Annotated in this window: 18 protein-coding genes and 1 pseudogene; 11 read left to right on the top strand and 8 right to left on the bottom strand. The window is 46.1% G+C overall.

Annotation, left to right across the window (positions count from 1 at the left end; all coding sequences use genetic code 11):
• Positions 1–8 precede the first annotated feature (8 nt).
• Together M5E81_RS11250 and rbr are read left to right on the top strand one after the other, a co-directional pair.
• Positions 9–887, top strand: coding sequence for a ParB/RepB/Spo0J family partition protein (locus M5E81_RS11250; protein WP_009145474.1), 879 nt, complete (start codon positions 9–11; stop codon positions 885–887).
• 645 nt (positions 888–1,532) lie between these two features.
• Positions 1,533–3,580 (top strand): annotated as a pseudogene (gene rbr, locus M5E81_RS11470) (rubrerythrin).
• A 200-nt stretch (positions 3,581–3,780) separates the two neighbouring features.
• Here rbr and M5E81_RS11235 read toward each other — a convergent pair.
• Entirely contained in the window at positions 3,781–5,034 is a 1,254-nt protein-coding gene (locus M5E81_RS11235; protein WP_249747541.1) for a TFIIB-type zinc ribbon-containing protein, read from the bottom strand.
• A gap of 393 nt (positions 5,035–5,427) precedes the next feature.
• Between M5E81_RS11235 and M5E81_RS11230 the strand changes: the two genes are divergently transcribed.
• The 6 genes from M5E81_RS11230 (at position 5,428) to M5E81_RS11205 (ending at position 10,844) form a co-directional block, all read left to right on the top strand.
• On the top strand, positions 5,428–5,982 hold the full coding sequence (locus tag M5E81_RS11230) for a hypothetical protein (RefSeq protein WP_249747540.1): 555 nt from the start codon (positions 5,428–5,430) through the stop codon (positions 5,980–5,982).
• Between the two features lie 24 nt (positions 5,983–6,006).
• Positions 6,007–6,525, top strand: a complete 519-nt coding sequence (locus M5E81_RS11225; RefSeq protein ID WP_249747539.1) for a hypothetical protein — start codon at positions 6,007–6,009, stop codon at positions 6,523–6,525.
• A 371-nt stretch (positions 6,526–6,896) separates the two neighbouring features.
• Positions 6,897–7,184, top strand: a complete 288-nt coding sequence (gatC, locus tag M5E81_RS11220; RefSeq protein ID WP_009145481.1) for an Asp-tRNA(Asn)/Glu-tRNA(Gln) amidotransferase subunit GatC — start codon at positions 6,897–6,899, stop codon at positions 7,182–7,184.
• A gap of 16 nt (positions 7,185–7,200) precedes the next feature.
• Entirely contained in the window at positions 7,201–8,670 is a 1,470-nt protein-coding gene (gene gatA, locus M5E81_RS11215) for an Asp-tRNA(Asn)/Glu-tRNA(Gln) amidotransferase subunit GatA (protein WP_009145482.1), read from the top strand.
• Complete coding sequence (gene gatB / locus M5E81_RS11210) at positions 8,670–10,112, top strand: Asp-tRNA(Asn)/Glu-tRNA(Gln) amidotransferase subunit GatB (RefSeq protein ID WP_009145483.1); 1,443 nt, start codon at positions 8,670–8,672, stop codon at positions 10,110–10,112. The genes gatA and gatB overlap by 1 nt, the downstream gene beginning before the upstream one ends.
• Before the next feature lie 222 nt (positions 10,113–10,334).
• Positions 10,335–10,844 (top strand): flavin reductase family protein, encoded by a 510-nt coding sequence (locus M5E81_RS11205; protein WP_249747538.1) that lies wholly within the window; start codon positions 10,335–10,337, stop codon positions 10,842–10,844.
• Between the two features lie 68 nt (positions 10,845–10,912).
• Here M5E81_RS11205 and M5E81_RS11200 read toward each other — a convergent pair whose 3' ends face one another.
• The 4 genes from M5E81_RS11200 to M5E81_RS11185 all read right to left on the bottom strand — a co-directional run bounded on the left by M5E81_RS11200 (position 10,913) and on the right by M5E81_RS11185 (position 15,633).
• The gene (locus M5E81_RS11200; protein ID WP_009145485.1) at positions 10,913–11,584 is read right to left on the bottom strand and encodes a TetR/AcrR family transcriptional regulator; all 672 of its coding nucleotides are present in this window, start codon (positions 11,582–11,584) and stop codon (positions 10,913–10,915) included.
• Between the two features lie 208 nt (positions 11,585–11,792).
• On the bottom strand, positions 11,793–13,214 hold the full coding sequence (locus M5E81_RS11195; RefSeq protein WP_050787089.1) for an ISLre2 family transposase: 1,422 nt from the start codon (positions 13,212–13,214) through the stop codon (positions 11,793–11,795).
• 552 nt (positions 13,215–13,766) lie between these two features.
• On the bottom strand, positions 13,767–14,642 hold the full coding sequence (locus M5E81_RS11190) for a phosphoribosylaminoimidazolesuccinocarboxamide synthase (protein ID WP_009145487.1): 876 nt from the start codon (positions 14,640–14,642) through the stop codon (positions 13,767–13,769).
• 154 nt (positions 14,643–14,796) lie between these two features.
• On the bottom strand, positions 14,797–15,633 hold the full coding sequence (locus M5E81_RS11185) for a PHP domain-containing protein (RefSeq protein WP_249747537.1): 837 nt from the start codon (positions 15,631–15,633) through the stop codon (positions 14,797–14,799).
• A gap of 340 nt (positions 15,634–15,973) precedes the next feature.
• Here M5E81_RS11185 and sstT point away from each other — a divergent pair, with 340 nt between their 5' ends.
• Positions 15,974–17,230: a serine/threonine transporter SstT gene (sstT, locus tag M5E81_RS11180; protein WP_009145489.1), complete on the top strand. Its 1,257-nt coding sequence runs from the start codon at positions 15,974–15,976 to the stop codon at positions 17,228–17,230.
• 82 nt (positions 17,231–17,312) lie between these two features.
• Here sstT and M5E81_RS11175 read toward each other — a convergent pair whose 3' ends face one another.
• Complete coding sequence (locus M5E81_RS11175) at positions 17,313–17,762, bottom strand: Hsp20/alpha crystallin family protein (protein WP_009145490.1); 450 nt, start codon at positions 17,760–17,762, stop codon at positions 17,313–17,315.
• A gap of 1,101 nt (positions 17,763–18,863) precedes the next feature.
• Here M5E81_RS11175 and M5E81_RS11170 point away from each other — a divergent pair.
• Together M5E81_RS11170 and M5E81_RS11165 are read left to right on the top strand one after the other, a co-directional pair.
• Positions 18,864–20,291: an S-layer homology domain-containing protein gene (locus tag M5E81_RS11170; protein ID WP_249747536.1), complete on the top strand. Its 1,428-nt coding sequence runs from the start codon at positions 18,864–18,866 to the stop codon at positions 20,289–20,291.
• A gap of 602 nt (positions 20,292–20,893) precedes the next feature.
• A complete protein-coding gene (locus M5E81_RS11165; protein WP_249747535.1) occupies positions 20,894–21,703 on the top strand; it encodes an Rpn family recombination-promoting nuclease/putative transposase in 810 nt (269 codons plus the stop codon).
• 155 nt (positions 21,704–21,858) lie between these two features.
• On the opposite strand, the gene M5E81_RS11160 is transcribed toward M5E81_RS11165, so the two are convergent.
• Together M5E81_RS11160 and M5E81_RS11155 are read right to left on the bottom strand one after the other, a co-directional pair.
• Positions 21,859–22,746, bottom strand: a complete 888-nt coding sequence (locus M5E81_RS11160) for an IS3 family transposase (protein WP_040565032.1) — start codon at positions 22,744–22,746, stop codon at positions 21,859–21,861.
• Complete coding sequence (locus M5E81_RS11155) at positions 22,722–23,081, bottom strand: hypothetical protein (protein ID WP_009145279.1); 360 nt, start codon at positions 23,079–23,081, stop codon at positions 22,722–22,724. The genes M5E81_RS11160 and M5E81_RS11155 overlap by 25 nt, the downstream gene beginning before the upstream one ends.
• Between the last annotated feature and the right edge of the window lie 129 nt (positions 23,082–23,210).

Below are 23,210 nucleotides of genomic sequence, written 5' to 3'. Positions count from 1 at the left end.
GAAAACATATGTTAGTAGATGATGGATTTTCGGTATTGGATACAGATTGCGGTATTATCGGCGAGCGTAAGGCCGTTAATGAGGTGAAGGTAGTCAAGGTTCCCATCGGGCAGATTTTCCCCAACCCTTATCAGCCGCGTAAGAGCTTTGACGAAGCAGCCTTAGAGGAGCTGTCTGCTTCCATCGCCCAATATGGTGTGCTGCAGCCTCTTTTGGTATCGCCGACTGAGGACGGACGTTATCTGCTGATTGCCGGCGAGCGCCGTCTGCGTGCTTCCCGTATGGCGAAGCTGACGGAGGTACCGGTGATTATCAGCGATTATACTACGCAGCAGATTGCAGAGATTGCGCTGATTGAAAACCTGCAGCGTGAGGATCTGCATTTTCTGGAGGAGGCCGAAGGCTATGAACAGCTGATGGAGCAGTTCCATCTGACGCAGGAGGCTATGGCTGCGCGCGTAGGCAAGAAGCAGTCTACTATCGCCAACAAGCTGCGTTTGCTGCGCCTGTCGCCTGCTGTACGCAAGGTGCTGGTGGATGCCGGTCTGAGCGAGCGTCATGCGCGCGCACTGCTGAAGCTGGATGATGATGCCAAGCGTCTGGAGGTGCTGGAGGTTGTTGTTGCCAAGAATTACAGCGTGCGCCAGACCGAGGAATATATCAACAAGCTGTTGGAGGACAACCAGCAGGAAAAACGCCGCCGTATGGTGATTGTCAACGATGTCCGCATTTACCTGAACAGTATTAAGCAGGTTGTCAACGCTATTAAGGATGTCGGTATTCCGGTTAATATGGAGCAGACGGTGGAGGGCGATGAGGTCATCGTCAGCGTCCGCATCAAGAACCAGAAGAAGCCGAAGGGCGGCAACAGCAAGCCCCTGTTCTGAAAATGATAAGGAAGGAAGATTCCTGTAGCAACGATAAAAGCAGAGAGCTGTGTTTCACGTGAAACACAGCTCTCTGCTTTTTTGTACAAGGAGGTGGATGATTATACTCCGACTGCTGCCGCAGCCGTTTTCTACCAGAATTTGAGCATCTGGAGATACTCTTTTTGAAGCCCTTTTCCGCTGGGATTACCTCATGCAGGAATTTTGGCTTTACGTAACGTACAATCATTGGCGGTGTGCGCAGTGTTGTTTCGGCAAAGCGCGGCAGCTTGCTGTTGGCAGGCAGCGCTTTTGCTGCTGACAGCAAAGCTGATTTATGCCTAGTTACGGGGAGGCGATAGCGTGGGACGTATAGAATGGACAAGTATGCATTTTTCTCATGAGCTCAGGCTTAGGTGTTTGGCAGTTGCGTGAATGCAAGTTGCTGAATATGCTGCCAGCGCTGGTCATGCCGCAGGTTTTCTAGGCGCTGATGGGGCTGGTGAAGTGAGCTTTAGAGAAAAGTCTCCTTTAAAGTAAAATTATTTTTATTAATATAAGTTGTTGACAGACCCTGGGAATGAGTTATAATATAAGCGATATAATAGTGCTTTATAAAAGGTCAAGGGAGCGCTGTTAAAATTTCATATTGGAGGAGATGATATTGTGAGCAAGCATTTATCAACTTCCGTGAGGGTGCCTATTGAAGCGGATAATCCCAGTATTGTCCGTAATGAGTCATTGTGCATCAAATGCGGTCAGTGCAGGAATGTCTGCACAAGTCCTGTTGGTGTGTTGGGAACCTATGCACTGGAGCAGACCGGAGACAGAGCTATCTGTATTCACTGCGGTCAGTGTGCTAATGTCTGCCCTGTTGGCAGCATCACCGAGGTATATGAATATCCAGAGGTTAAGGCTGCCGTGCAGGATAAGGACAAAATCGTCATTGTCAGTACGTCACCTTCTGTACGCGTGGCTTTGGGCGAGGAATTCGGCATGCCTAAGGGGGCGTTCGTGCAGGGGAAGATGGTTGCGCTTTTGCGTGCTCTGGGCGTTGATTATGTGCTGGATACGAACTTTGCGGCTGATTTAACAATTGTTGAGGAAGCAAGCGAGCTTCTTGCCCGTATTAAAGGTGAAACTGACAAGCCGCTGCCGCAGTTTACAAGCTGCTGTCCGGCGTGGGTGAAGTTTGCAGAAACCTATTACCCTGAGCTCCTGCCGCATGTTTCTACAGCTAAAAGTCCGATAGGGATGCAGGGACCGACGATTAAAACCTATTTCGCACAGAAAATGGGCATTGATCCGAGGAAGATTGTTAATGTCGCCTTAACTCCCTGCACGGCGAAAAAATTTGAGATTCGCCGTGAGGAAATGAACGCTGCCGGGCAGAAGTTGGGTATAGCTGAATTGCGGGATATGGATAATGTCATCACGACGAGGGAGCTGGCACTGTGGGCGAAGGAAGCAGGCATTGATTTTACCAGCCTGGAGGACAGCGATTTTGATAAATTTATGGGCGAGGCCTCTGGTGCAGGTGTTATTTTTGGCAATACAGGCGGCGTGATGGAGGCAGCTCTCAGGACTGCTTATGCTTAACGGGTGAGCAGCCACCTAAGGAAATACTCAAGCTCGAGCCAGTGCGTGGTTATGATGGATTGCGTGAGGCCAGCGTGGAGATAGCAGGCAGGGTTATCAATGTAGCAGTGGTTCACGGAACGGAAAATGTCCGAAAGCTCATAGCTGGTGGCATTGAAAAATATCATTTTATAGAGGTTATGACCTGTCCTGGCGGCTGTATTGGCGGCGGCGGGCAGCCCAAGGATTTTGCTTATGATGCTGACGCAGCACGCAAGGCACGTATCGAGGGTCTTTATGAGCGGGACGCAGAGATGGAGTTGCATCTGTCTCACGAAAATAAAGAAATTCAGCAGCTTTACCAGGAGTTTTATGATACGCCCTTGAGCGACATGGCTGAAGCAATGTTGCATGCTGCTTATCAGGACCGCAGCGCAGATTTAACAAAAGGAGCGAAAAAGAAAATGATGAAGTGGAAATGTTTAATTTGTGGTTATATCTATGAAGGCGAGGAGCTGCCAGCTGATTTTGTCTGCCCAATCTGTAAGCAGGGTGCAGATAAGTTTGTAAAAATCGAGGATACTCCTGGCGACAAGGCAAAGAATCCTTATGCTGGCACAAAGTCGGAGAAGAATCTGTTAGAGGCCTTTGCTGGCGAGTCTATGGCTCGTAATAAGTATACTTATTTTGCTAAAGTAGCGCAGGAAGCAGGCTTTGAGCAGATTGCTGCTTTGTTCTTGCAGACAGCAGAGAACGAAAAGGAGCATGCACAGCTATGGTTTAAGGCTTTGGGCGAGCTTGGCGATACTGCGGCAAATCTGCTGCACGCTGCTGAGGGAGAGAACCACGAATGGACGGATATGTATGTGCGTATGGCCCAAGAGGCAGATGCCGAAGGCTTCTATGAGCTGGCAGAGCAGTTCCGTGGCGTAGCAGCTATTGAGAAGCGTCATGAGGAGCGTTATCGTGCGTTGCTGCACAACGTAGAGGCACAGCAGGTATTTGCTAAGAGCGAGGTAAGAATTTGGGAGTGTCGCAAGTGCGGACATATCGTTGTAGGTACGAAGGCTCCGGAGGTTTGCCCGATTTGTAAAAACCCGCAGGCTTATTTTGAAATTCATACGATAAATTATTAAGAGCGGATGTTAGCTCGGTTTCTTCTGAGCTGCCGGAATTTCCCCTGATGCTTGCTATGAAGCTGGCGTCAGGGGATTTTTAGGTTCTATAAATAAGTGTTGGAATTGTAGTAAAATATTATCGACCAAAACAATATAATCTACAAAGGAGACCAGACACTCTATGCTTTACAACAATTATACACAAAATAACCCGTTTTCTACCAGAATTTGAGCATTTGGAAGATACTCTTTTTGAAGCCCTTTTCCGCTGGGATTACCTCATGCAGGAATTTTGGCTTTACATAACGTACAATCATTGGCGGTGTGCGCAGCGTTGTTTCGGCAAAGCGCGGCAGCTTGCTGCTGGCAGGCAGCTGCAGGCTGCGTACCTTGTCCTTGCTGTTGACGAAGCGGGCGCTGGCAGCGCCGGTCTGGCCGTTGACAACGATGACGAAGCGTTCGCCGGCGCTGTTGTCGGTATAGTCAACATAATAAATCGGCAACATGATGTCAGCTGAATGCTTGCGGAGATTGCGTGCCCATTTTTCAATCTTAACATTTTGTAAGCCGTAATTTTCGCTGAGCCTGTTGCAAAGCTGCTCGTTGATCATGCGGTCAAGATATTTTTGTACCGGGAAAAGATTGCTGCGGGTGGTGATATGCACGTCACCCTCCAAAAATACAGGGTCGAAGGGGGCGAATTCATCAAAGTTCCAGGGAGCAACCATATCGACGGCGTTTTCGTCAAAGACATAGGTTTGCGGATATACCCAGTTTAAAACCTCCTGATAAATTTCGCAGTCACCCTTGTTGCTGGAGATTTGCGCTTTGACGCGCAGGTCTGCCAGCGTATAGGGAGTATAGAAGGCGGTAAATTTTTCCTTAATGGCCTTTTCCGCACCCTTAAAGGACATCGGCTCGCGCTTCATCAGCAGCTGCGCTCTGCCGAAGGCTTGCTCCTTAGTGAGCTTGAAGGGCAGGGCGATGGATGGGTAGCTGCGGGAGCCTGCGCCTATGAGCTGGTCCTTGTTGTAGCCGCCGGCCTTCAGCTCCTCCTGCGTCAGACGGTGACCGCAGTATTCGCAGGTAAAAATAGTCTGCGTGGATTCGCCGGTAACATCGGCACCGCAGAGCGGGCAGGGCAGCTTGATGGTGTGGCTTTCTTCGTAAACCTTGGTGCTGAGGGCGCTGAAAACGCCCAGCTTATCTTCGATGCTTTGGGTGTTGTTTTTGAGCATCTCCGGCAAGGGCTCCATGAAGTATACGTGTCCCAGCTTCACCAGTCCGTTGACAACCTCTACAGGCTTATGGCGATACTTGATTTCGCTATCAAGAATATTTTCGCTGTTCGGCCAAGGCTCCTTGTTGCCGCAGAAGGAGCAGATGAAGCTGGTGCTGGCAGCGTCGGAATACATGGTGCCGCCGCATTTTTCGCATTGTATAGCACAACATTCGTCGTTTTCTTTAAACATAGGAACATCTCCCTTCCTTATCTTGCCTTCATTATAGCGCAAAAAGAGTGTCAGCGCCCCACCCGAAAGGGGAATTTTGGGTAGGTTGGGGTGAAATATTATCCTTGAATGATAATTTTCGGATTACAGGAAAAATTTATACAGATTTTCAATATTCAGATATTTCTTGAAATATATTGAGAGTTATTAGCGGACAGCTTGTTTTTCAAACCGTATAAGTACTGTTTTGCTTTATATAAGCCTGAGGATGAAGTGCAGCAAGTTATATTATTATCGGCCTTTTTATTTAAAGTTTTTCTCCCTTCCTACCCTAAATCAGCCTTTCGGGTGGGGACAAGCTGCTAAAAATACGCTATGCTATCATCAGAAGAATAGCAAAAGGCGGTGAGCAGCATGCGCAAACAAAAAAGCAATAAGCTGAGAATTATTCATCTGCTGTTATTGGCAGCGCTTCTGCTGCTGACAGCAAAGCTGATTTATGCCCAGGTGCGGGGAGGCGATAGCATGGGACGTATAGAATGGACGGGTATGCAATTATACAGAAACGGCTCGAATTATGATTATAGCTATAATTATGCGCTGCGTTTGGACGCTAAAAGCGGGCAGATGCTCTATGACTGCAGCTTTAAGGCTCCGGCAAATCTCAATGACGAAATCTGGCGCTGTGAGCTGGAGAGCGTGCCTGTGACGAGTGAGGAGCTTGTGCCTCTTGATGCGCTTATCCAAGGACTGCCGCTGGCACCGCCCAAGGAACCTGAGCCGGTAGATGATGATTTGCTTGTCTGTGATGAAACCATGGAGATTTTTGATGTGTGTATCGCCAACTATAAGGATAGAAGCGTCAAGAAGCTGACGGCGCCTTTGAGCGGGGAGCAAAGAGCGGAGCTGCAAAAGCAGTTTCTGCAGCTTTACCTGAAGGCTAAGGACAGAGCTCCGCTTCGCAATTAAGCCTTAACAAAGGCGGTGAACGGTATGCACAGTAAATTATGGAAAATCACCAAAATACTGCTAGCGGTGCTTGTACTGCTGACAGTTAATATAGGTTGTGCGCCGGTACAAGGAGAAGATAAGATGACACACGTAGAATGGTCCACTTTTTATATGAGCCGGAACCATCAGTTCCGCACCCTGTGCTACAGGTTTGAGGCTAATTATGATCCTTTTAAGAAAGGGCAGGGTACCTTCAGCTGCTTTTTTGTCGATAAAAAGGGCGAAAATTGCCTGCTGTCGTCGGCAGAGGTGACAAGTGAGGATTTGGCAGAGCTGGATGCTTTTATCCAAAAGCTGCCGCTTACGGAGCAGGAGCAAAAGCAGACGGATATGCTGTTTGCGCACGATGCGACGACCACGGCGTTTTATATTACTCTTGGCAGCTATAAAAATAAAAACAGACGCAAGGTAAGGCCAAAGCTAAGCAGTATGCAGCAGGATGAGGCAATGGATATTTTAAAAAGGCTGTATGTTAAGGTGAGCAAGCGAGAAGGGAAATAGCGCCAGATACTTGGAGTTTAGGGAACCGCCGTGAGGCGGTTCTTTTTGTGTTTATGTGTATGGATGCTATACGAAGAGAAAGGCTTTCCTTGGGGAGAGCTGTCACCTGTAGGGCGACTGAGAGGGGTTGGGGTTATGTATATGTCTTATTTTGCTGTAACCCCTCTCCGTCATTGCTGCGCGATGCCACCTCTCCCTAAGGAGAGTCCTTATTGTTTTGCTGTCTAATATTTTAAAAGCTGCTTTTTCCTAAAAATATCCCCGCAAGCACTGCCGAAGTGCCTTACTCAGTGTACTTTGCTCAGTAAATGTGTTATAATAAAACAGGTTATTTGTAAAAATAAAACGAGTTTTTATAGGATGGTGAAAAAATGAAAGTTTCTGCTGAAGACGTAAAGCATATCGCACAGCTTTCCCGTTTGACTGTTCCCGCTTCCGAGATGGAAGTATTCACCGAGCAGTTCAACCAGATTCTTAACTATGCCGACATTCTTGAAAAAATTGATACCGCAGGTATCGAACCTACCCCGTACGTATTGCCGGTAAGCAATGTACTGCGTGAGGACGTTGTCAAAGAAGGCGTATCCCACGAGGAAGCATTGAAGAACGCTCCTGCTGTTCACAATGACGGCTTTAAGGTACCGCGCGTAATCGAATAAGAAGGAGGCAAACGCTGTGGATTTGTATAAACTTACTGCGCACGAGCTGCATGAAAAGCTCGTCAACAAAGAAGTAAGCTCCGTCGAATTAACTAACGCTGTTATTGCGCGTGTCGACGCAGTTGAAGACCAGGTTAACTCTTATGTAACCCTGGATAAAGAAAACGCTCTGGCACAGGCTGCCAAGGTTGATGCTAAGATTGCCGCAGGCGAGAAAATCGCTCCGCTGGCAGGTATTCCGGGCGCAATCAAAGATAATATCTCTACTAAAGGCCTGCGCACTACCTGTTCCTCCAAAATGCTGGAGAACTTCATTCCCGTATATGACGCACATGTTATCAAAAACCTGCGCGCTGATGAAACCATTTTCTTGGGCAAAACCAACCTGGATGAATTTGCTATGGGCTCTACCACCAAAACCTCTCATTTCGGTGTAACCCACAACCCATGGAACCTGGACCGCGTTCCCGGCGGCTCCTCCGGCGGCAGCGCTGCTGCTATCGCTGCAGGCGAAGCTATCTGGACTCTGGGCTCCGATACCGGCGGCTCTATCCGTCAGCCGGCATCCTTCAACGGCTGCGTTGGTATTAAACCGACCTATGGCCGTGTATCCCGTTATGGCTGCGTAGCATTCGCATCCTCTCTGGATCAGATCGGACCTATCACCAAAGACGTAACCGACGCTGCTCTGGTACTCAACACTATCTGCGGTAAGGACGAGATGGACTCCACCTCTCTTGACGTAGAGGTTCCCGACTTCACCAAAGCACTGGTAAATGACGTTAAAGGCCTGCGCATCGGTCTGCCGAAGGAATACTTCGGTGAAGGCGTTGATGCTAAGGTTAAGGCTGAAATCATGAAGGCCGTTGAAAAATATAAAGAGCTGGGCGCTGAAATCGTTGAGGTTTCCCTGCCGCATACCGAATATGCTGTAATCACCTATTACATCATTGCTCCGGCTGAAGCTTCCGCTAACTTGGCACGCTTCGACGGTGTTCGCTACGGTTACCGCAATGTAGATGCAACCTCCGCACCGGAAATGACCACTATGAGCCGCACCGAAGGCTTCGGCCAGGAAGTACGCCGCCGTATTATGCTGGGCACCTACGTACTGAGCAGCGGTTACTATGATGCATACTACAACAAGGCTATGCAGGTTCGTACCCTTATCCGCCGCGACTTTGAAGCTGCGTTTGAAAAATGCGACGTGCTGTTGACCCCGACCTCTCCGGTTCCTGCTTACGGCATCAACGACGAGATGGATCCGCTGACCATGTACATGTTGGACGTAACCACTATTCCGGTAAATATGGCCGGTCTGCCGGGTATTTCCATTCCTTGCGGCTTTGCTGATGACGGCATGCCTATCGGTATGCAACTGATCGGCAAGGTTCTGGACGAAGCAACCATTCTGCGTGCTGCTTATACCTTTGAACAGGCAACCGAATATCATAAAGTATTCGCACCGCTGGGAGGTAACAAATAATGACTAAATATATTACCGTTATCGGCCTGGAAGTTCATGCCGAGCTGAAAACCAAAACTAAAGCATTCTGCAGCTGCTCCACTGCCTTCGGCAGCCTGCCTAACACCCATGTATGCCCGGTTTGCCTGGGTATGCCCGGTGCACTGCCTGTGCTTAACAAGCAGGTTGTTGATTTCGCTATCAAGGCTGGCCTGGCGCTGAACTGCGATATCCAGAAATACAACAAATTCGACCGTAAAAACTACTTCTATCCTGACCTGTCCAAGAACTATCAGATTTCCCAATTTGATAAACCTATCTGCCTGGGCGGTCATATCGACATCGTTGTTGACGGCGAGCATAAACGCATCGGCGTTACCCGTATCCACATGGAAGAGGATGCAGGCAAGCTGAACCACAGCGGCGCAACCATCAGCACCTCCGATTCCTCTGCAGTTGACTACAACCGTGCAGGCGTACCGCTGATTGAGATTGTATCCGAGCCGGATATGCGCAGTGCTGCCGAAGCTCGTGCTTACATGGAAAACTTGAAAGCAATTCTGGAATATACCGATGTCTGCGACTGCAAAATGCAGGAAGGCAGCCTGCGCTGCGACGCTAACATCTCCATCATGCCCGAAGGCGCTAAGGAATTCGGTACCCGTGCCGAAATCAAAAATCTGAACTCCTTCCGTGCTCTGGAGCGCGCTATCAACTATGAAGTTGAGCGCCAAAAAGAGGTTCTGGAAGATGGCGGCCACGTTGTTCAGGAAACCCGTACCTGGGATGAAGCTAACGGCGTAACCCTGTCCATGCGTTCTAAGGAAGAAGCACATGACTATCGTTACTTCCCTGAGCCTGACCTCGTTCCGGTACAGCTGGACGATGCCTGGATTGAGCGTATCCGTGAAACTCTGCCGGAGCTGCCGGCTCAACGTCAGGCACGCCTGATGAGCGAGCATGGTCTGCCGGAATATGACGCTTCCCAGATCGTTTCCACCAAGGCTATGGCTGAATACTTTGATGAAGCAGTTAAGACCGCTAAGGACAGTAAAGCAGTTTCTAACTGGCTGCTGGGCGATGTTTCTGCTTACATGAACAATGAAGGCATTACCATTGCCGATTTCAAGGTAACCCCTGCACATTTGGCAGAGCTGGTTAACCTGATTAAAGACGGAGTGCTGTCCAGCAAGCTGGCTAAAAAGGTATTTGCCGAAATGCTCAAAGAGGACGAAGCTCCGAAGGCTCTCGTTAAGAAGCTCGGTCTGGAGCAGGTTAGTGATGAAGGCGCTATCCTTAAGCTGGTTGAAGAAACCATTGCTGAGAACCCGCAATCCGTTGCTGACTACAAGGCCGGTAAGGATAAAGCTATCGGCTTCCTCGTTGGCCAGATTATGAAAAAATCTCGCGGCAAGGCTAACCCGGGCATGGTTACCAAAATGCTCAAAGAAAAAATGCAATAAGGCACGCCTGTCCATAAAGCACCACCTGCTTCGCTGAGTGCGAACCTGATGTGTATAATGGCATGAGCTGTATGCGTAATTTTAAGGCTCCCCGTCTGAACGGCAACGTTCAGGAGGGGGAGCCTTTTTGGGTGCCGGCACGATGAGTTCCTCAAAAATTTACACATAGCTTGCGCAAACGCTGTATAATATTTATGTAAAGCCAATGAGGAGGTTTTTGTTATGACTATGAAAAAAATCAACGCCTTTGAGCAAGGCGAAGCAATTTTAAAGACTCTGTCCAAGGGTGCCTTTCTTACTACTGCTGCCGACGGCAAGCAGAACACGATGACAATCGGCTGGGGCAGCCTGGGCTTTAAGTGGGGACAGCCGACCTTCACCGTTATGGTGCGCCAAAGCCGTTATACCAAGGAGCTGATTGACGCTAATCCGGAATTTACCGTCAGCTTCCCGGTAAAAGAAGGCTTTGCCCAAGCACTCGGTCTGTGCGGCAGCAAGTCCGGCCGTGATCTGGACAAGTTTGCTGCTGCAGGCTTAACTACGGAAGCAGGCGAGAGCGTCAGCATTCCTGTTATTAAGGGCTGCGGCCTGCATCTGGAATGCAAAATTGTAGAACACTACACCATGGCGGAGGACAAGTTCGACAAGGAGCTGTGCGAAAAATGGTATGCCAACAAGGACTGGCACACATGCTATACCGGTATCATTACTGCCGCTTATGTAGAGGAATAACAGGCGAAGAACTGTAACAAACGCAAAAACAGCTGCCGCTTAGCGGCAGCTGTTTTTAGTAGTGCGCGTCAACGTGCGTTGCCGCGTAAAAAGTGGTCGGTAATTATTCTTGCTGCTTCTTCGTCCGTCATATCGGCAGCAATATCGTCGCTTTGGTTAAAAATGCTCATGGCTACACCGAAGAAAACAAACTTAGTGGTAATCTCCGGCACGGTATCCTCCTTCAGCAGGTTGTCCTGCATTGCCTTAGTAATCAGCTGAGCTAAAATATCATATTCATCATGCAGGATTTTGTGATAGCGCAGGATGCGTTCAATCGTTTCCTCACTCAATTTTACAGAATTATAGCGGGGAACAACCTTAAAGCCGTCACCGTCAGAATTAACTCTGCAGCCATTGGTGCCGCCGAGCATTTCAAAGCAGATAATCTGCCACAGAGTACTGTTGGCAACGTAAAAATGCACCATTACCTCAAAATATTTTTTGAGCTTTTCCTCAAAGCTGTCTACGCTGTTGACAGCCTGGTGCAGCTTTTCTAAAAAAGGTGCATTTTTATCGGCAACCAGCTTGTAGAAAAGGTGCTCTTTATTGCCGAAATATTTATAGACAGTTCCTTTGCCTACGTCAGCTAGGGCTATTATTTCATCGAGCGTAGCCTTTTCATAGCCATGCTGCGAAAAAACTTCTTCCGCTGCCTGCAAAATCCTTATATCCTTAGGTAATGACGTGTCTATTGCCACTATGAAACCTCCAACTATCCTAAATAGGAAATTTTTTCGTACATTTATTACATTTATTATACCTTTTTATGCGGATAATTGCTAGTGAAGTTTACATGTTTGGCCGCGTCAGTTTACTGTAGGAATCAAAAGGACAGACTCCACCAATTTTGTCTTACTAATTAAGTTATTCGAGCTTGGCATACCATTCAAGGGCCGCCAAGCATTCTCAAAGTCTAACTTGGTGTTGGAACCACATCTTTTTAATGGTCTGGGAGCTTACTCCACACTGAATTCCATCAAAATATTTACCATAGGGTCTGCGAGCTTTGTTTTCAAAAGCAATCATTTGTTGTGGTGTAAAGCAAATCTCATCTTCTTCGATTTCAATAGGCTTCTTTTGGAATCTAACAAGATCTATCATCTTTCCGCCGTTCAAGCTGTATGCTCTGAGCCTTGCCATTGCATCAGCACCTACCAAACTCCACGCCATTGGCCTACTACTCATTCTAGCGCTCAATACATGGCTCACATGCCCTTCTGCGCTGCATGCCACCAGTCCTTTGGCCCTACTTAATCTAGCTTGGGCAGCTTTGAAATTATTCAGAAGATAATCTAGACCATCCAATAGCCTCTTCTCATCCGCTTTGGTATCCGTTCCTTCTGCTATTTTCTTTACTAATTTCTGCAATTCTTTTGGTTTTCCTGCTGCAATCAGAGAACAAATTCTACTTCTTGCGTCTCCTGCTGCTCCTTTAAGGCATGCTGTCATCCTAAACAGGGTTTGGTTAAGATGAAAACCATCCAAAACATATTTAGACTTATCTAGGTGTGACAAGGCTGTTTTTATCCACATACCTCCATCCGCATTTATATAAATTCTTTTTATCTTATCTAAATCATAATGTTGTTCAATATATCTATATACTTGTACCCATAACCTTTTATTCTCCTTGCCTGAATATAGGCCACAGAAGTAGTGTGGATTTACTAATCTCCTGCGTTTGCTTCCAGGATATTCAGACTCTATGCCTTCGTAGACATATACCATTTTGGTAATTGTAGAATGCAATTCTCCTGCCTTCTGTAATGCAATATGGTCCTCGTCAGCATCTACATAAAGGTATTTTACTACCTTTTTCTCCCCGCTATATTTCTCTTTGGGGAAATGCAACTCATGGACTATGTCCATAACGGCCTGTTTGCTCACCATATCCAGAATGCTGGCGTTTTCACCTGCTTTCCGGTAAGAGGTCTGAGAAGCTTCTTTAAGGATACATGCCTTGGCGTCCTCACTAATACGTTCATGGCTCTCTATCTTTAGATATTTATCTAAAAGATACTCGCTCTTGCCAGTTGCCTTATGTTTAAATAGAGTTTTATGAAATATAATTGGTCCCATGGAAGTAAGTAGCTGCTTCAAGTCAGTACGAACTACATGCCATTTCTGCTTTCTTGCTTCACTTTCTACGAGGAATTGGTTGCAATCCTCCAACGTCTCAGAAATAATATCCAGACCAAACTTCAGAACTTCTTGTTGAACATCGTTAACAAAGCTAGCTATGTCTTCCGGATGGGAAATAAATTTTTCAATAGCTTTTTGCAAATTATAAGTGCCAAATGCGACAAAACGTTGTATACTAGTATGCAAAGAGAACACCTCCATTGTGTATTTGTTTTTGTTTGGTCACTTAATCATAACACAATTTGGTGTTCTCTTTTATTTTTATTTCCCGTTTTTCCTACAAAAACTTTACGCTAGCTACATGTTTTATCAGCCGGAATTTTACTTTTCGTGACAAAATAAAAAACCCGCTCGCCGCGGGCGTTTTTATTTCGCGTAACTGCTGTCCGGCCCCTCAGCCGTCAGTGCTTTGTGCTTTTAGCATTTCCAAAAGTCCCCTCAATTGGCCGCTTCCACGAACCACCTTCTCTGTTTTTACGGTGGTGATGCGTTACGCGATTAAGCACTATTTTATTTACGGATTCTCTTACACTAATGTATTGTATCTGCAGTGATCGGAGAAACAAAAAACAACAACGGAAACAGACAGCTTGCGCTGTTCCAACTCCGTTGTTGTTTATGGTGAAATTATACAACCAATGTCCATGGTTGTAAACAATTTTTTTGTAAAGAGCGTTAAATTTTTCCTGAGCCTGTTGCTACTGCAACAAAAGTTACAGTTTTAAAGCATTTTCAGAATTAAAAGTCAAACTTTTGACCTGTCAGCAGTTCATATGCTTCGATGTATTTGCCGATGGTTTTGTCGATAACATCCTGCGGCAGCTCGTAGCCTGCATCCGGGTTAGCACTCAGCCAATCGCGGACAAACTGTTTGTCATAGGATGGCTGGCCTTGGCCAACTTTGTAGCCTTCCAGCGGCCAGAAGCGGGAGCAGTCCGGGGTAATCATTTCGTCACCCAGTACAACCTCGCCGTTCTCGTCCAGACCAAATTCAAATTTGGTATCGGCAATGATGATGCCGCGCTCCAGAGCATAAGCAGCACATTTTTTGTAGATAGCGATAGTGTAGTCACGCAGCTTCAGAGCATATTCTTTGCCACGGCCCGGATACAGTTTTTCCAGGATTTCGATGCTTTGCTCTACGCTGATGTTTTCGTCATGGTCACCGATTTCAGCTTTGGTGCTGGGGGTGAAGATAGGCTCAGCCAGCTTTTGGGATTCCTGCAGGCCTTCGGGCAGCTTAATGCCGCAGATTTCGCCGGTTTTCTTGTAGCTGTCCCAACCGCTGCCGGTGATGTAGCCGCGAACGATGCATTCGATAGGCAGCATGTTCAGCTTTTTGCATTTCATGCTGTTGCCTGTGAATTCGGGTTTCTGGAAGAATTCGGGCATATCTTTGGTATCAACGGAAATCATATGGTTAGGAACAATGTCTTTAGTCAGATCGAACCAGAATTTGGAGATCTGAGTCAGCACAGTGCCTTTTTTCACAATCATGTTTTTCAGAATATGGTCAAATGCGGAAATACGGTCAGTGGCAACCATAATAATGCTGTCACCAACATCATACATCTCACGAACCTTGCCGGATTTAAACGGTTTGTACTCTTGCATTTTAATGCCTCCTAAAAATTTCTCAACAAGTAAATGCAGGCTCAGTGCCGGAATTTCTTGTCAGTGTTAAGTTTGTTATATTTTATGGTAATATCATAGCACAGTCCAACGAAAAAGTCGAACGTTTTTCGTGTTTTAACAAATATTTTTCGGATTATTTTACATCCTGCGGCAAAAGGCCGTCCAAGCGCAGCATATCGGCAGTGACCAAAGGCTGTCCCAAACGTCTCCCCGGCACAAATGTACCATGGCAGTCGCTGCCACCGCTGATAAGCAGACCGTGCTTTTTGCAATGCTGCAACAGGCGCTGTGTTCCTTCTTCCGAATGGTTGGAGTGGTAGCATTCAAAGCCGTCGAATTTCTCCGTCCGCAGGATGTCGAGCACACGCTCCAAGCCGGGGCCGTGAAAGCCGCTGGCAGCATGTGCGCACAGTGCTGCTCCGCCGGCAGCGTGAATTGCTGTGATTACCTCGCTGATGGCAGGAAATTCCGGAAAGCCCAGGTCATGCTCCGGCGTAAAGATGCGCTGAAAGAAATCGCTCACGCCTGTGCACAGTCCCTTGTCAATCAAATAGGCGAGGGCACGCCAGCCGCCGCGGTGTCTGTCATAGGTATAACGGGCGAACTCCGCTTCATCGACAGGCCAGCCGTCGCGTGCCAGCAGATGAATGCTGTCCACATCTTTCTGCTCCAGCAGTGCTTCGTTATGCTGTATTAATTCCAGCAGCTGTTTATTATGGATATCAATGCCATAGCCAAGAATATGAAACGACAAATCCTCCTTGGTGGAGCAGATTTCCGCCGCCGGCAGCAGCGTAATGCCTGCTGCCGCTGCCAACGTCATCGCTTCTGCAACGTTGGCTACGCTGTCATGGTCCGTTACGGCAATCAGCCCCAGCTGTTGCTTTTGCGCTTCCGAAATCAGCTCCGCTGGTGTCCAGGTGCCGTCCGAGGCCGTAGTATGTATATGTAAATCAGCTCTTACCGACATGTAAGCAGCTCCTTTCTATTAAATTCTGCTGTCAAAAAGCAGAAACAGAGTAAAATTTTTATATTTATAGCATAGTTTATAATCATATGCATGTCAACTGCCGGTAAAGATATTCTCTCATTACACAATAGTACGCAAAAATTTTTTTCGGCCTGCGTACTTTTGTAACAAGCTTAACACTTACTTATATTTTAAGGGTAATAGTCCCTATTATGAGTACGGATAAATTCGATGTCTACTCTGCAAACACAATACTCATTGTAGACTTGACATTGTTTAACTTATGTTATATACTATGAACATCGTTGTATACGGGAGTATAAATTAGGGGGAATTCATTATGTTTAGAAAATTTGCTGCGATTATCAATGAAGTAGCACTCATCAAGCAAATTGCCGTTGGTCTTGTCATCGGCATTCTGCTGGCACTTTATGTACCGAAAGTGGTACCTGTTGTTACTATCTTCGGTGACCTGTTTGTAAAAGCATTAAAGGGCGTTGCTCCGGTGCTGGTTTTCTTCTTGGTTATGAACGCTATGGCCAAAAAGAAAAGCGGCGGCGAAGCAAATATGAAGCCTATTATCGGCTTATATGTTATCGGCACCTTCTTTGCATCTTTAGTTGGTGTAAGCCTGTCCTTCCTGGCACCTACCACTCTGCACCTGCAGGTTGCGGATGCTAAGCTCAACCCGCCCAGCGGCATTGTTGAGGTTCTGCATAACCTGATTCTGAGTGTTGTAGATAACCCGATTGCTGCTTTGCTGCATGCCAACTACATCGGCATTCTGGCATGGGCTGTAGTATTCGGTATTGCTATGAATATGGCTGCCAACGAAACTACTAAAAATGCTCTGGATGATGTTGCAAAGGCAATCACCCTGGTTGTTAAATGGGTTATCCATTTCGCTCCTCTGGGCATTATGGGCCTGGTGGCAACCTCCATCAGCGACAGCGGTCTGTCCGCAATTTCCAGCTATATACATCTGCTGGCAGTGCTCATCAGCTCCTACTTCCTGGTAGCGCTGGTTATGAACCCGTTGATTGTTTACTTCAACATCCGCCGCAATCCGTATCCGCTGGTTTGGGCAACCATCCGCGAATCCGGCGTGTATGCTTTCTTTACCCGCAGCTCCGCTGCTAACATTCCGGTTAACATGGCTCTGTGCAAACGTTTGGGCCTGAATCCTGATACCTACGCAATTTCCATTCCGTTAGGCGCAACCATCAACATGGCCGGTGCTTCCATCACCATTTCCGTACTGGCACTTGCTGCTGCCAATACTCTGGGTATTCATGTTGATATGCCGACAGCTCTCTTGCTGTGCATCGTTTCTACCGTTGGTGCCTGCGGTGCTTCCGGTGTTGCCGGCGGCTCTCTGCTGCTGATTCCGGTTGCCTGCGCTTCCTTCGGCATCAGCAATGATATCGCTATGCAGGTTGTTGGTGTTGGCTTTATCATCTCCGTACTGGAGGATGCTTGCGAAACTGCGCTCAATAGCTCCAGTGACGTTCTCTTTACCGCAACTGCCGAATTTGCAGAGCGCGCGAAGGAAGGCACTCTGAAGTCCGAAGACCTGGTTCCGAGAAACAACATTTAATTTAACATAACAACAAAACGGCCGCCGAAGCTTGTGCTCCGGCGGCTGTTTCATTTTGAAAGGATGATGTGGTTTTTATGTATTAGCCTTCAATGGCAATATATTTTTTGTCTTCGACTTTTTTAGGCTCAACCTTAGGAATAGTAACCTTCAGGATACCGTCTTCGAATTTAGCCTTGATATCCTCCTGGGTAACTGCTTCACCGACATAGAAGGTTCTTGCACATTGACCGCTGTAACGTTCACGGCGGATATAAACGCCTTTATCGTTCTTTTCGTCCTTGTCGAGGCCTTTAGCGGCGGTAATGGTCAGATAACCGTTTTCCAGTTTGGCGCTGACGTCCTCTTTTTTGAAGCCCGGCAGGTCGATATCCATTTCATAAGCGGTATCCGATTCCTTGATATCGGTTTTCATAACGTTCTGGGCATGTTTGCCGTACAACGGATTGCGATGACCGAAGAACTCTTTCTCAAACGGGAAATCCATTAAATCATCAAATAAGCTTTCACCAAATACACTAGGCATCATCATAAGTCATTCCTCCAATTTTATTGCGCTTGTTGTAGTCATTTTAATGTTGATGCAGCAAGTATTGATTTGATTTGCCAACGCGGGATTTGTGCTTTGCGGGTGCTGCCCTTGCAGCTCCTGTAGCTCATTTCCTTTGTTGATTATGTTATACCACTATTTGTTAGCACTGTCAAGCATTGAGTGCTAATTTCTGACGATTTCACAGAAATTACAAAAAGTGGGGGAGAGAGCCCTTCCGCCTCACTATGTTCGGCACCTTACAGATGGAAAGCAGTACTAAAGAGCCTCTCCTTGGGGAGAGGTGCCGAGCTTGTCGAGGCGGAGAGGGGATATGCTGAAAATAATGCTATTTGTAAGCATAACGGTTGCAAGCAAATAATCTCTGTGTGCGAATTTTCTTCAATCTAAATTCAAACGTAAGCCTACAAACTGCAGTCCCCCTCTCAGTCGCCCTGGCGGGCGCCAGCTCTCCCCAAGGAGAGCCTCATCTTTCTTTATTAAAGTCTCATCTGGTTGCGTCTCCATTCCGCCTCACTACGTTTGGCACCTTACAGATGAAAAGCAGTACTGAAAAGCCTCTCCTTGGGGAGAGGTGCCGAGCTTGTCGAGGCGGAGAGGGGATATGCTGAAAATAATGCTATTCGTAAGCATAACGGTTGCAAGCAAATAATCTCTGTGTGCGAATTTTCTTTAATCTAAATTCAAACGTAAGCCTACAAACTGCAGTCCCCTCTCAGTCGCCCTAGCGGGCGCCAGCTCTCCCCGAGGAGAGCCTCGTTTTTCTTCCCAAAGTTTCATATGCTCACTTAAGTTAAAATAAGCACTAAAACTAAAATTTTTTCTAAGATTCCCCCAAAAAATCCCCAAAATTTCTCCTCATCCTACCCGAATTTGCCATTTCGGGTAGGGACAAGTTACTAAAAATTCGATATACTACAGCCAGAAGCAAAGGAAAAACAACCAATCCTTCTTGCTTTTCCGGCTTTACCGAACGGAGCGAGCAATGCAAAACCCAAAATGAAACAAGGCAAATTTTGGCAACAGGCAGCGCAAGCCTCCGCAAGGTAAAAGAATACTTTACTTAAAGAGGAGGAATTTATCATGAAAAAGTCTTTAGTACTCGCAATGGCAATGGCTCTTGGTGTAACCGCTTCCGCTTACGCTGCTAATCCGTTCAGCGACGTTCCTGCCGGCCACTGGGCATATGACAGCATCAGCAAGCTGGCAGCTGCAGGTGTAATTGATGGCTATGGTGACGGCACCTTCGGCGGTGACAAGCTGATGACTCGCTATGAAATGGCGCAAATCGTTGCTAAAGCAATGGCAAAAGGCGCTAACGTTGACAAGCTGGCAGCAGAATTTGCTAACGAGCTGGACAATTTGGGCGTGCGCGTAGCTAACCTGGAGAAAAAGGCTGACAACGTTAAAGTAACCGGTGAAGTTCGCTTCCGTTATGTTAACCAAGACGGTGCAATGGCAAGATTTAAGGGTGAAAATGATAACTTGGATTCCGTAGTTTTGGGCAATAAATCCAACCATGTAGCAGATATCCGTTCCCGCATCTGGATTAACGGTATGATTAATGATGACTGGACCTACACCGGCATGCTGCAGAATGTTCAGAACCTGAATAATAATGCCGGTGATGAAAATACAAGCTTCCAACGCGCTTATGTAGACGGCAAGCTGGGCGGCATGGCAGTACGTGCAGGCCGTTATAACCTGGTAATTGCTGACGGCAATATCTATGATACCCGTGCTGATGGTCTGGAGCTGTCTTATGGCAATAAGCTTAAATTAAAAGGCTTTGCAGGCAAGGCAACTGATGATATTACTGTAGTTCCTGTTACGATTACTGATTATGGCGGCACCGACAAAGTGTTCACTGGTGATGTTACTAACGGCGGCAAGTATTGGGGCTTAGCTCTTGAAGGCGAGCTGGCTAAGGGCTTGAAGGCTACTGCCGGTTATACTAAATTTAAAGATATGGGCACTGGCTTTGTAGAATCCCTCGGTGCTCCCTCTGGTGAGATCCCTGACTTTTTCTATGGTAAAACTGATATTGACAACGGCATCTGGCATGCAGGCCTGAGCTATGATATTGGTCATTTCAATCTGTCCGCTATGTATCTGAAGGGTGATTTGTCTGCTGACAAACTTAATGATCGTAGTGATGGCAACATTAACAAAGCTATTGATAAATACCTGGATGATGACGGCTTTGTTATCGGCTTGGCTTATAAGGGTGCAAAGGCTGAGGATGCAGGCAGCTGGGGCGCATGGGCTAAATACTATGACCAAGGCGCACAAACCTATGTTGCACACACCACCGATGCTAACACCTTTGGTATGACCGGCTTCAAGGGCTTCGGCGTAGGCGCTAACTACACCATCGCTAAAAACATCGTAGCTAACGTTGCATACTACAACACCGAATCTAAGCTGATGAAAGAGCTTCCTGGTATTGCTGCTGATCTTGATCGTACCAAAGACCATCGCTTCTGGACTGACGTAACCTTCACTTTCTGATAAACCTTCATACAAAAACTTCCTAAAATCGGCAGCGCTCCGGCGCTGTCGGCAGAGAACCGCCGCAAGGCGGTTCTTTTGCGTTTGGGTGGTGGGGCGACTGAGAGGGGATTGTTGTTTATAAACTTACTAATAGCATATGTATGATGGACCCCTCTTCGTCATCGCTACGCGATGCCACCTTTCCCCAAGGAGAGGATTACCTTTCTTCCCAAAGTCATAGCTTACACAACCCTTCCGTCTGCTCGTAGCTCCTTTCCGCCTCACTACGTTCGGCACCTTACCTGAGGGGCAGGCACAAGCCGTGTTCTCTCTTGACATCCACCTCAAATTCAAGTAAACTTAAATTAAGTTCTTGAAAACTGTAACTAAATTTCGCTTCGGGCTGATTTACCTGCGGACAATTAAATAAGCAGTATATCCTGCAGATACACCTTATCTGCAGAAGCTTAAGCAAGGCCATTTACATGGTACATTCTAAGAGTAGTACATACTGACGATTTCTAATCGTCAGCGTACTGCTCTTTTTTTGTTTTTTAGCGCCTTGATAACTGCTTATGTATTTTTTATTGCATCTGTGCTAAAATGAAAAGAGAGATCTTATGCAAGACCTGGCAAAAAAATTTGAGAATCTGACAATCCAAAGCGACTTCATCTTCAAGAAGGTAATGTCGCGCAAGCGCATCTGCATCCATCTGTTGGAGGAATTACTGCAGATTAAGATTGCCGATATCAACTACCTTGAAGCCGAAAAATCGCTTGAACCCGACTACACAAGCCGTGGCATCCGTCTGGATATAATAGTGGAGGATGACAAAAACACGCATTACAATTTGGAAATGCAGGTAAAGAATAATAAAAATCCCCACACCAAAGCCTTTGTCCTGCCCAAGCGTTCACGCTATTATCAGGCGCTGCTTGATATTGATTTGTTGCAGCAGGGACAGGAATATGATTTGCTGCCACCGACCTATGTGATTTTTATCTGTGTGTTTGATTTCTTTGCAAAGGGTAATTATGTCTACACCTTTAAAAAGCGTTGCCTTGAAAATCTGGAGCTGGAGCTTCAAGATGAAGCAACCACCATGCTGTTGAATACTAAGGGTACGCATGGCGATATTTCCAAGGATATCAAAAGCTTTTATGATTATGTAAACAACCACATTGTAAATAGCGATTTCACCAAGCAGATTGACGATGAAATCAGCTATCTGAAGCTTGATACGAAAGTGAGGCGAGAATATATGCTAATGGAAGCACGTCTATTAGATGAAAGGCGTGAGGGCGAAGCAAAAGCAAACATTGCTACTGCCAAGCGTCTTATAAGTATGGGCCTTTCTGTGCAGGATATCGCCAAGGCTACTACATTGCCAATAGAGAAAATAGAAGAATTAAAGGCAGAACAAGTCTGATACGAAAGAGAATAATTAAAATCAAACCTCGTGATTTACCGAACCCGGTGAAATACGGGGTTTTCGTATTTTTTGCGCAAGCACGTCGGAAGTTTGCACTAGTCAACAAATTTTAGACACAAATCATAAAAAAATATACAACAAAAAATTATCTGTTAGTCAGATATCCGTTCGTAATGCAACTTGCGATATTGAGTTGGCGTCAGATAGTTTAACGAATAAGCTGGACGCTGTTCATTAAAGAAGTGAATATATTCTTTTACTTCATCTACAACAGGCCTTTCGCCTGTTACATGAAAATCGGTAAACATTTCTGCCTTTATCCAACCATTAATCGCTTCCATTGCTGCATTGTCGGTAGGTGTTCCGGCACGAGACATGGAATGAGTAATGCTATACATTGGCAACAAGTCGTTAAATGCCTTAGATGTGTAAACAGATCCTTGGTCTGAATGCAAGATCATTTCATATTCCGGATACTGCTTCTTTAAAGCAATTAAATCCTCCAGACCGCTAATATATGTCATACGGTCACCACGTTTGGAAGATAGAGAATGGCTTACAATTTCATTATTCCAAAGATCCATATACAATGTTAGCTCATAATAGATCCCTTTTACATAAAAAGCAGTCATATCGCTTACAATACATTGCAGTGGTCCGTCAATCTGTATTTCTGTCATAAGCAGATTAGGAAAAACACGGTATGAATCTCCTGGCTTTTTGTATTTATAATGCTTGGCTTGACTCTTAATGCCAGTGATTTTACAGCACTTATGTGCATATGCATCTGAAAGTACAAGACCAGTATCCAAACGAATCTTAGCGTTAAGCCAACGATACCCATGAGAAGGAAACTTAGCATGGTACTCTTTAAAAAGTAAAATATTGCTAAGCAGGCTCTTCATTCTTGTAGAAGGATGCGCAAGCTTCTTTTTCCAAGCATAGAAACTACTGCGCTGGATATTCATGGTTTCGCATATAAGTTTTACTGGAAATTCTCCGGAAAGCTCTAATACTACTTGGTATTCTTCTTGCCGTATAGAATTACTGTACCATCCCCTTTCACCGCATAGCCTTTTTTTAATCTGGCTTCTGCAATTCTTGCTTTAAGCAATTCACGAATTAATTCTTCCTTGGTCATGGATTGAAAGTCATCCGTATTTGCAGAAAGTGCTGGGGAATCGGGACGTATTATATTACATTTTTGTTGTTTACAATTTTTTGCAGGCAGGTTATTTGCATCTCTGTACATACGCATATAAGTGCGTGCTGTACCTTCGCAAATTTTATATAACTCTGCAGCTTGATAGCGAGTAATCTCACTGTCATATATTCGTCGACCAATGTCTAATTTTTCTTGTTTAGTGTATTTCATGGTAAACCTCCTGTTTAGACTGAAGTATTCCTTGTTCAGTGATATATATATTGGTGTATTCCATTATATATTATCTGTACAAAAAATACCCCCTCTGTGTCTAAAATAAGTTTACCACTTCAGTTTAGC

The sequence above is a fragment of the Phascolarctobacterium succinatutens genome (assembly GCF_023497905.1).
Lineage (GTDB): Bacteria > Bacillota > Negativicutes > Acidaminococcales > Acidaminococcaceae > Phascolarctobacterium_A > Phascolarctobacterium_A succinatutens.
This window is presented reverse-complemented; position numbering and strand designations above follow the sequence as displayed.

What these genes read in the sequence shown, in the direction of transcription:
- M5E81_RS11190 (WP_009145487.1), bottom strand. Translation starts at nt 14,642, where the DNA reads ATGCAAGAGTACAAACCGTTTAAATCCGGCAAGGTTCGTGAGATGTAT.
- gatB (WP_009145483.1), top strand. Translation starts at nt 8,670, where the DNA reads ATGACTAAATATATTACCGTTATCGGCCTGGAAGTTCATGCCGAGCTG.
- gatC (WP_009145481.1), top strand. Translation starts at nt 6,897, where the DNA reads ATGAAAGTTTCTGCTGAAGACGTAAAGCATATCGCACAGCTTTCCCGT.
- M5E81_RS11205 (WP_249747538.1), top strand. Translation starts at nt 10,335, where the DNA reads ATGACTATGAAAAAAATCAACGCCTTTGAGCAAGGCGAAGCAATTTTA.
- M5E81_RS11185 (WP_249747537.1), bottom strand. Translation starts at nt 15,633, where the DNA reads ATGTCGGTAAGAGCTGATTTACATATACATACTACGGCCTCGGACGGC.
- M5E81_RS11235 (WP_249747541.1), bottom strand. Translation starts at nt 5,034, where the DNA reads ATGTTTAAAGAAAACGACGAATGTTGTGCTATACAATGCGAAAAATGC.
- sstT (WP_009145489.1), top strand. Translation starts at nt 15,974, where the DNA reads ATGTTTAGAAAATTTGCTGCGATTATCAATGAAGTAGCACTCATCAAG.
- M5E81_RS11165 (WP_249747535.1), top strand. Translation starts at nt 20,894, where the DNA reads ATGCAAGACCTGGCAAAAAAATTTGAGAATCTGACAATCCAAAGCGAC.
- M5E81_RS11155 (WP_009145279.1), bottom strand. Translation starts at nt 23,081, where the DNA reads ATGAAATACACTAAACAAGAAAAATTAGACATTGGTCGACGAATATAT.
- M5E81_RS11170 (WP_249747536.1), top strand. Translation starts at nt 18,864, where the DNA reads ATGAAAAAGTCTTTAGTACTCGCAATGGCAATGGCTCTTGGTGTAACC.
- M5E81_RS11175 (WP_009145490.1), bottom strand. Translation starts at nt 17,762, where the DNA reads ATGATGATGCCTAGTGTATTTGGTGAAAGCTTATTTGATGATTTAATG.
- M5E81_RS11250 (WP_009145474.1), top strand. Translation starts at nt 9, where the DNA reads ATGTTAGTAGATGATGGATTTTCGGTATTGGATACAGATTGCGGTATT.
- M5E81_RS11230 (WP_249747540.1), top strand. Translation starts at nt 5,428, where the DNA reads ATGCGCAAACAAAAAAGCAATAAGCTGAGAATTATTCATCTGCTGTTA.
- M5E81_RS11225 (WP_249747539.1), top strand. Translation starts at nt 6,007, where the DNA reads ATGCACAGTAAATTATGGAAAATCACCAAAATACTGCTAGCGGTGCTT.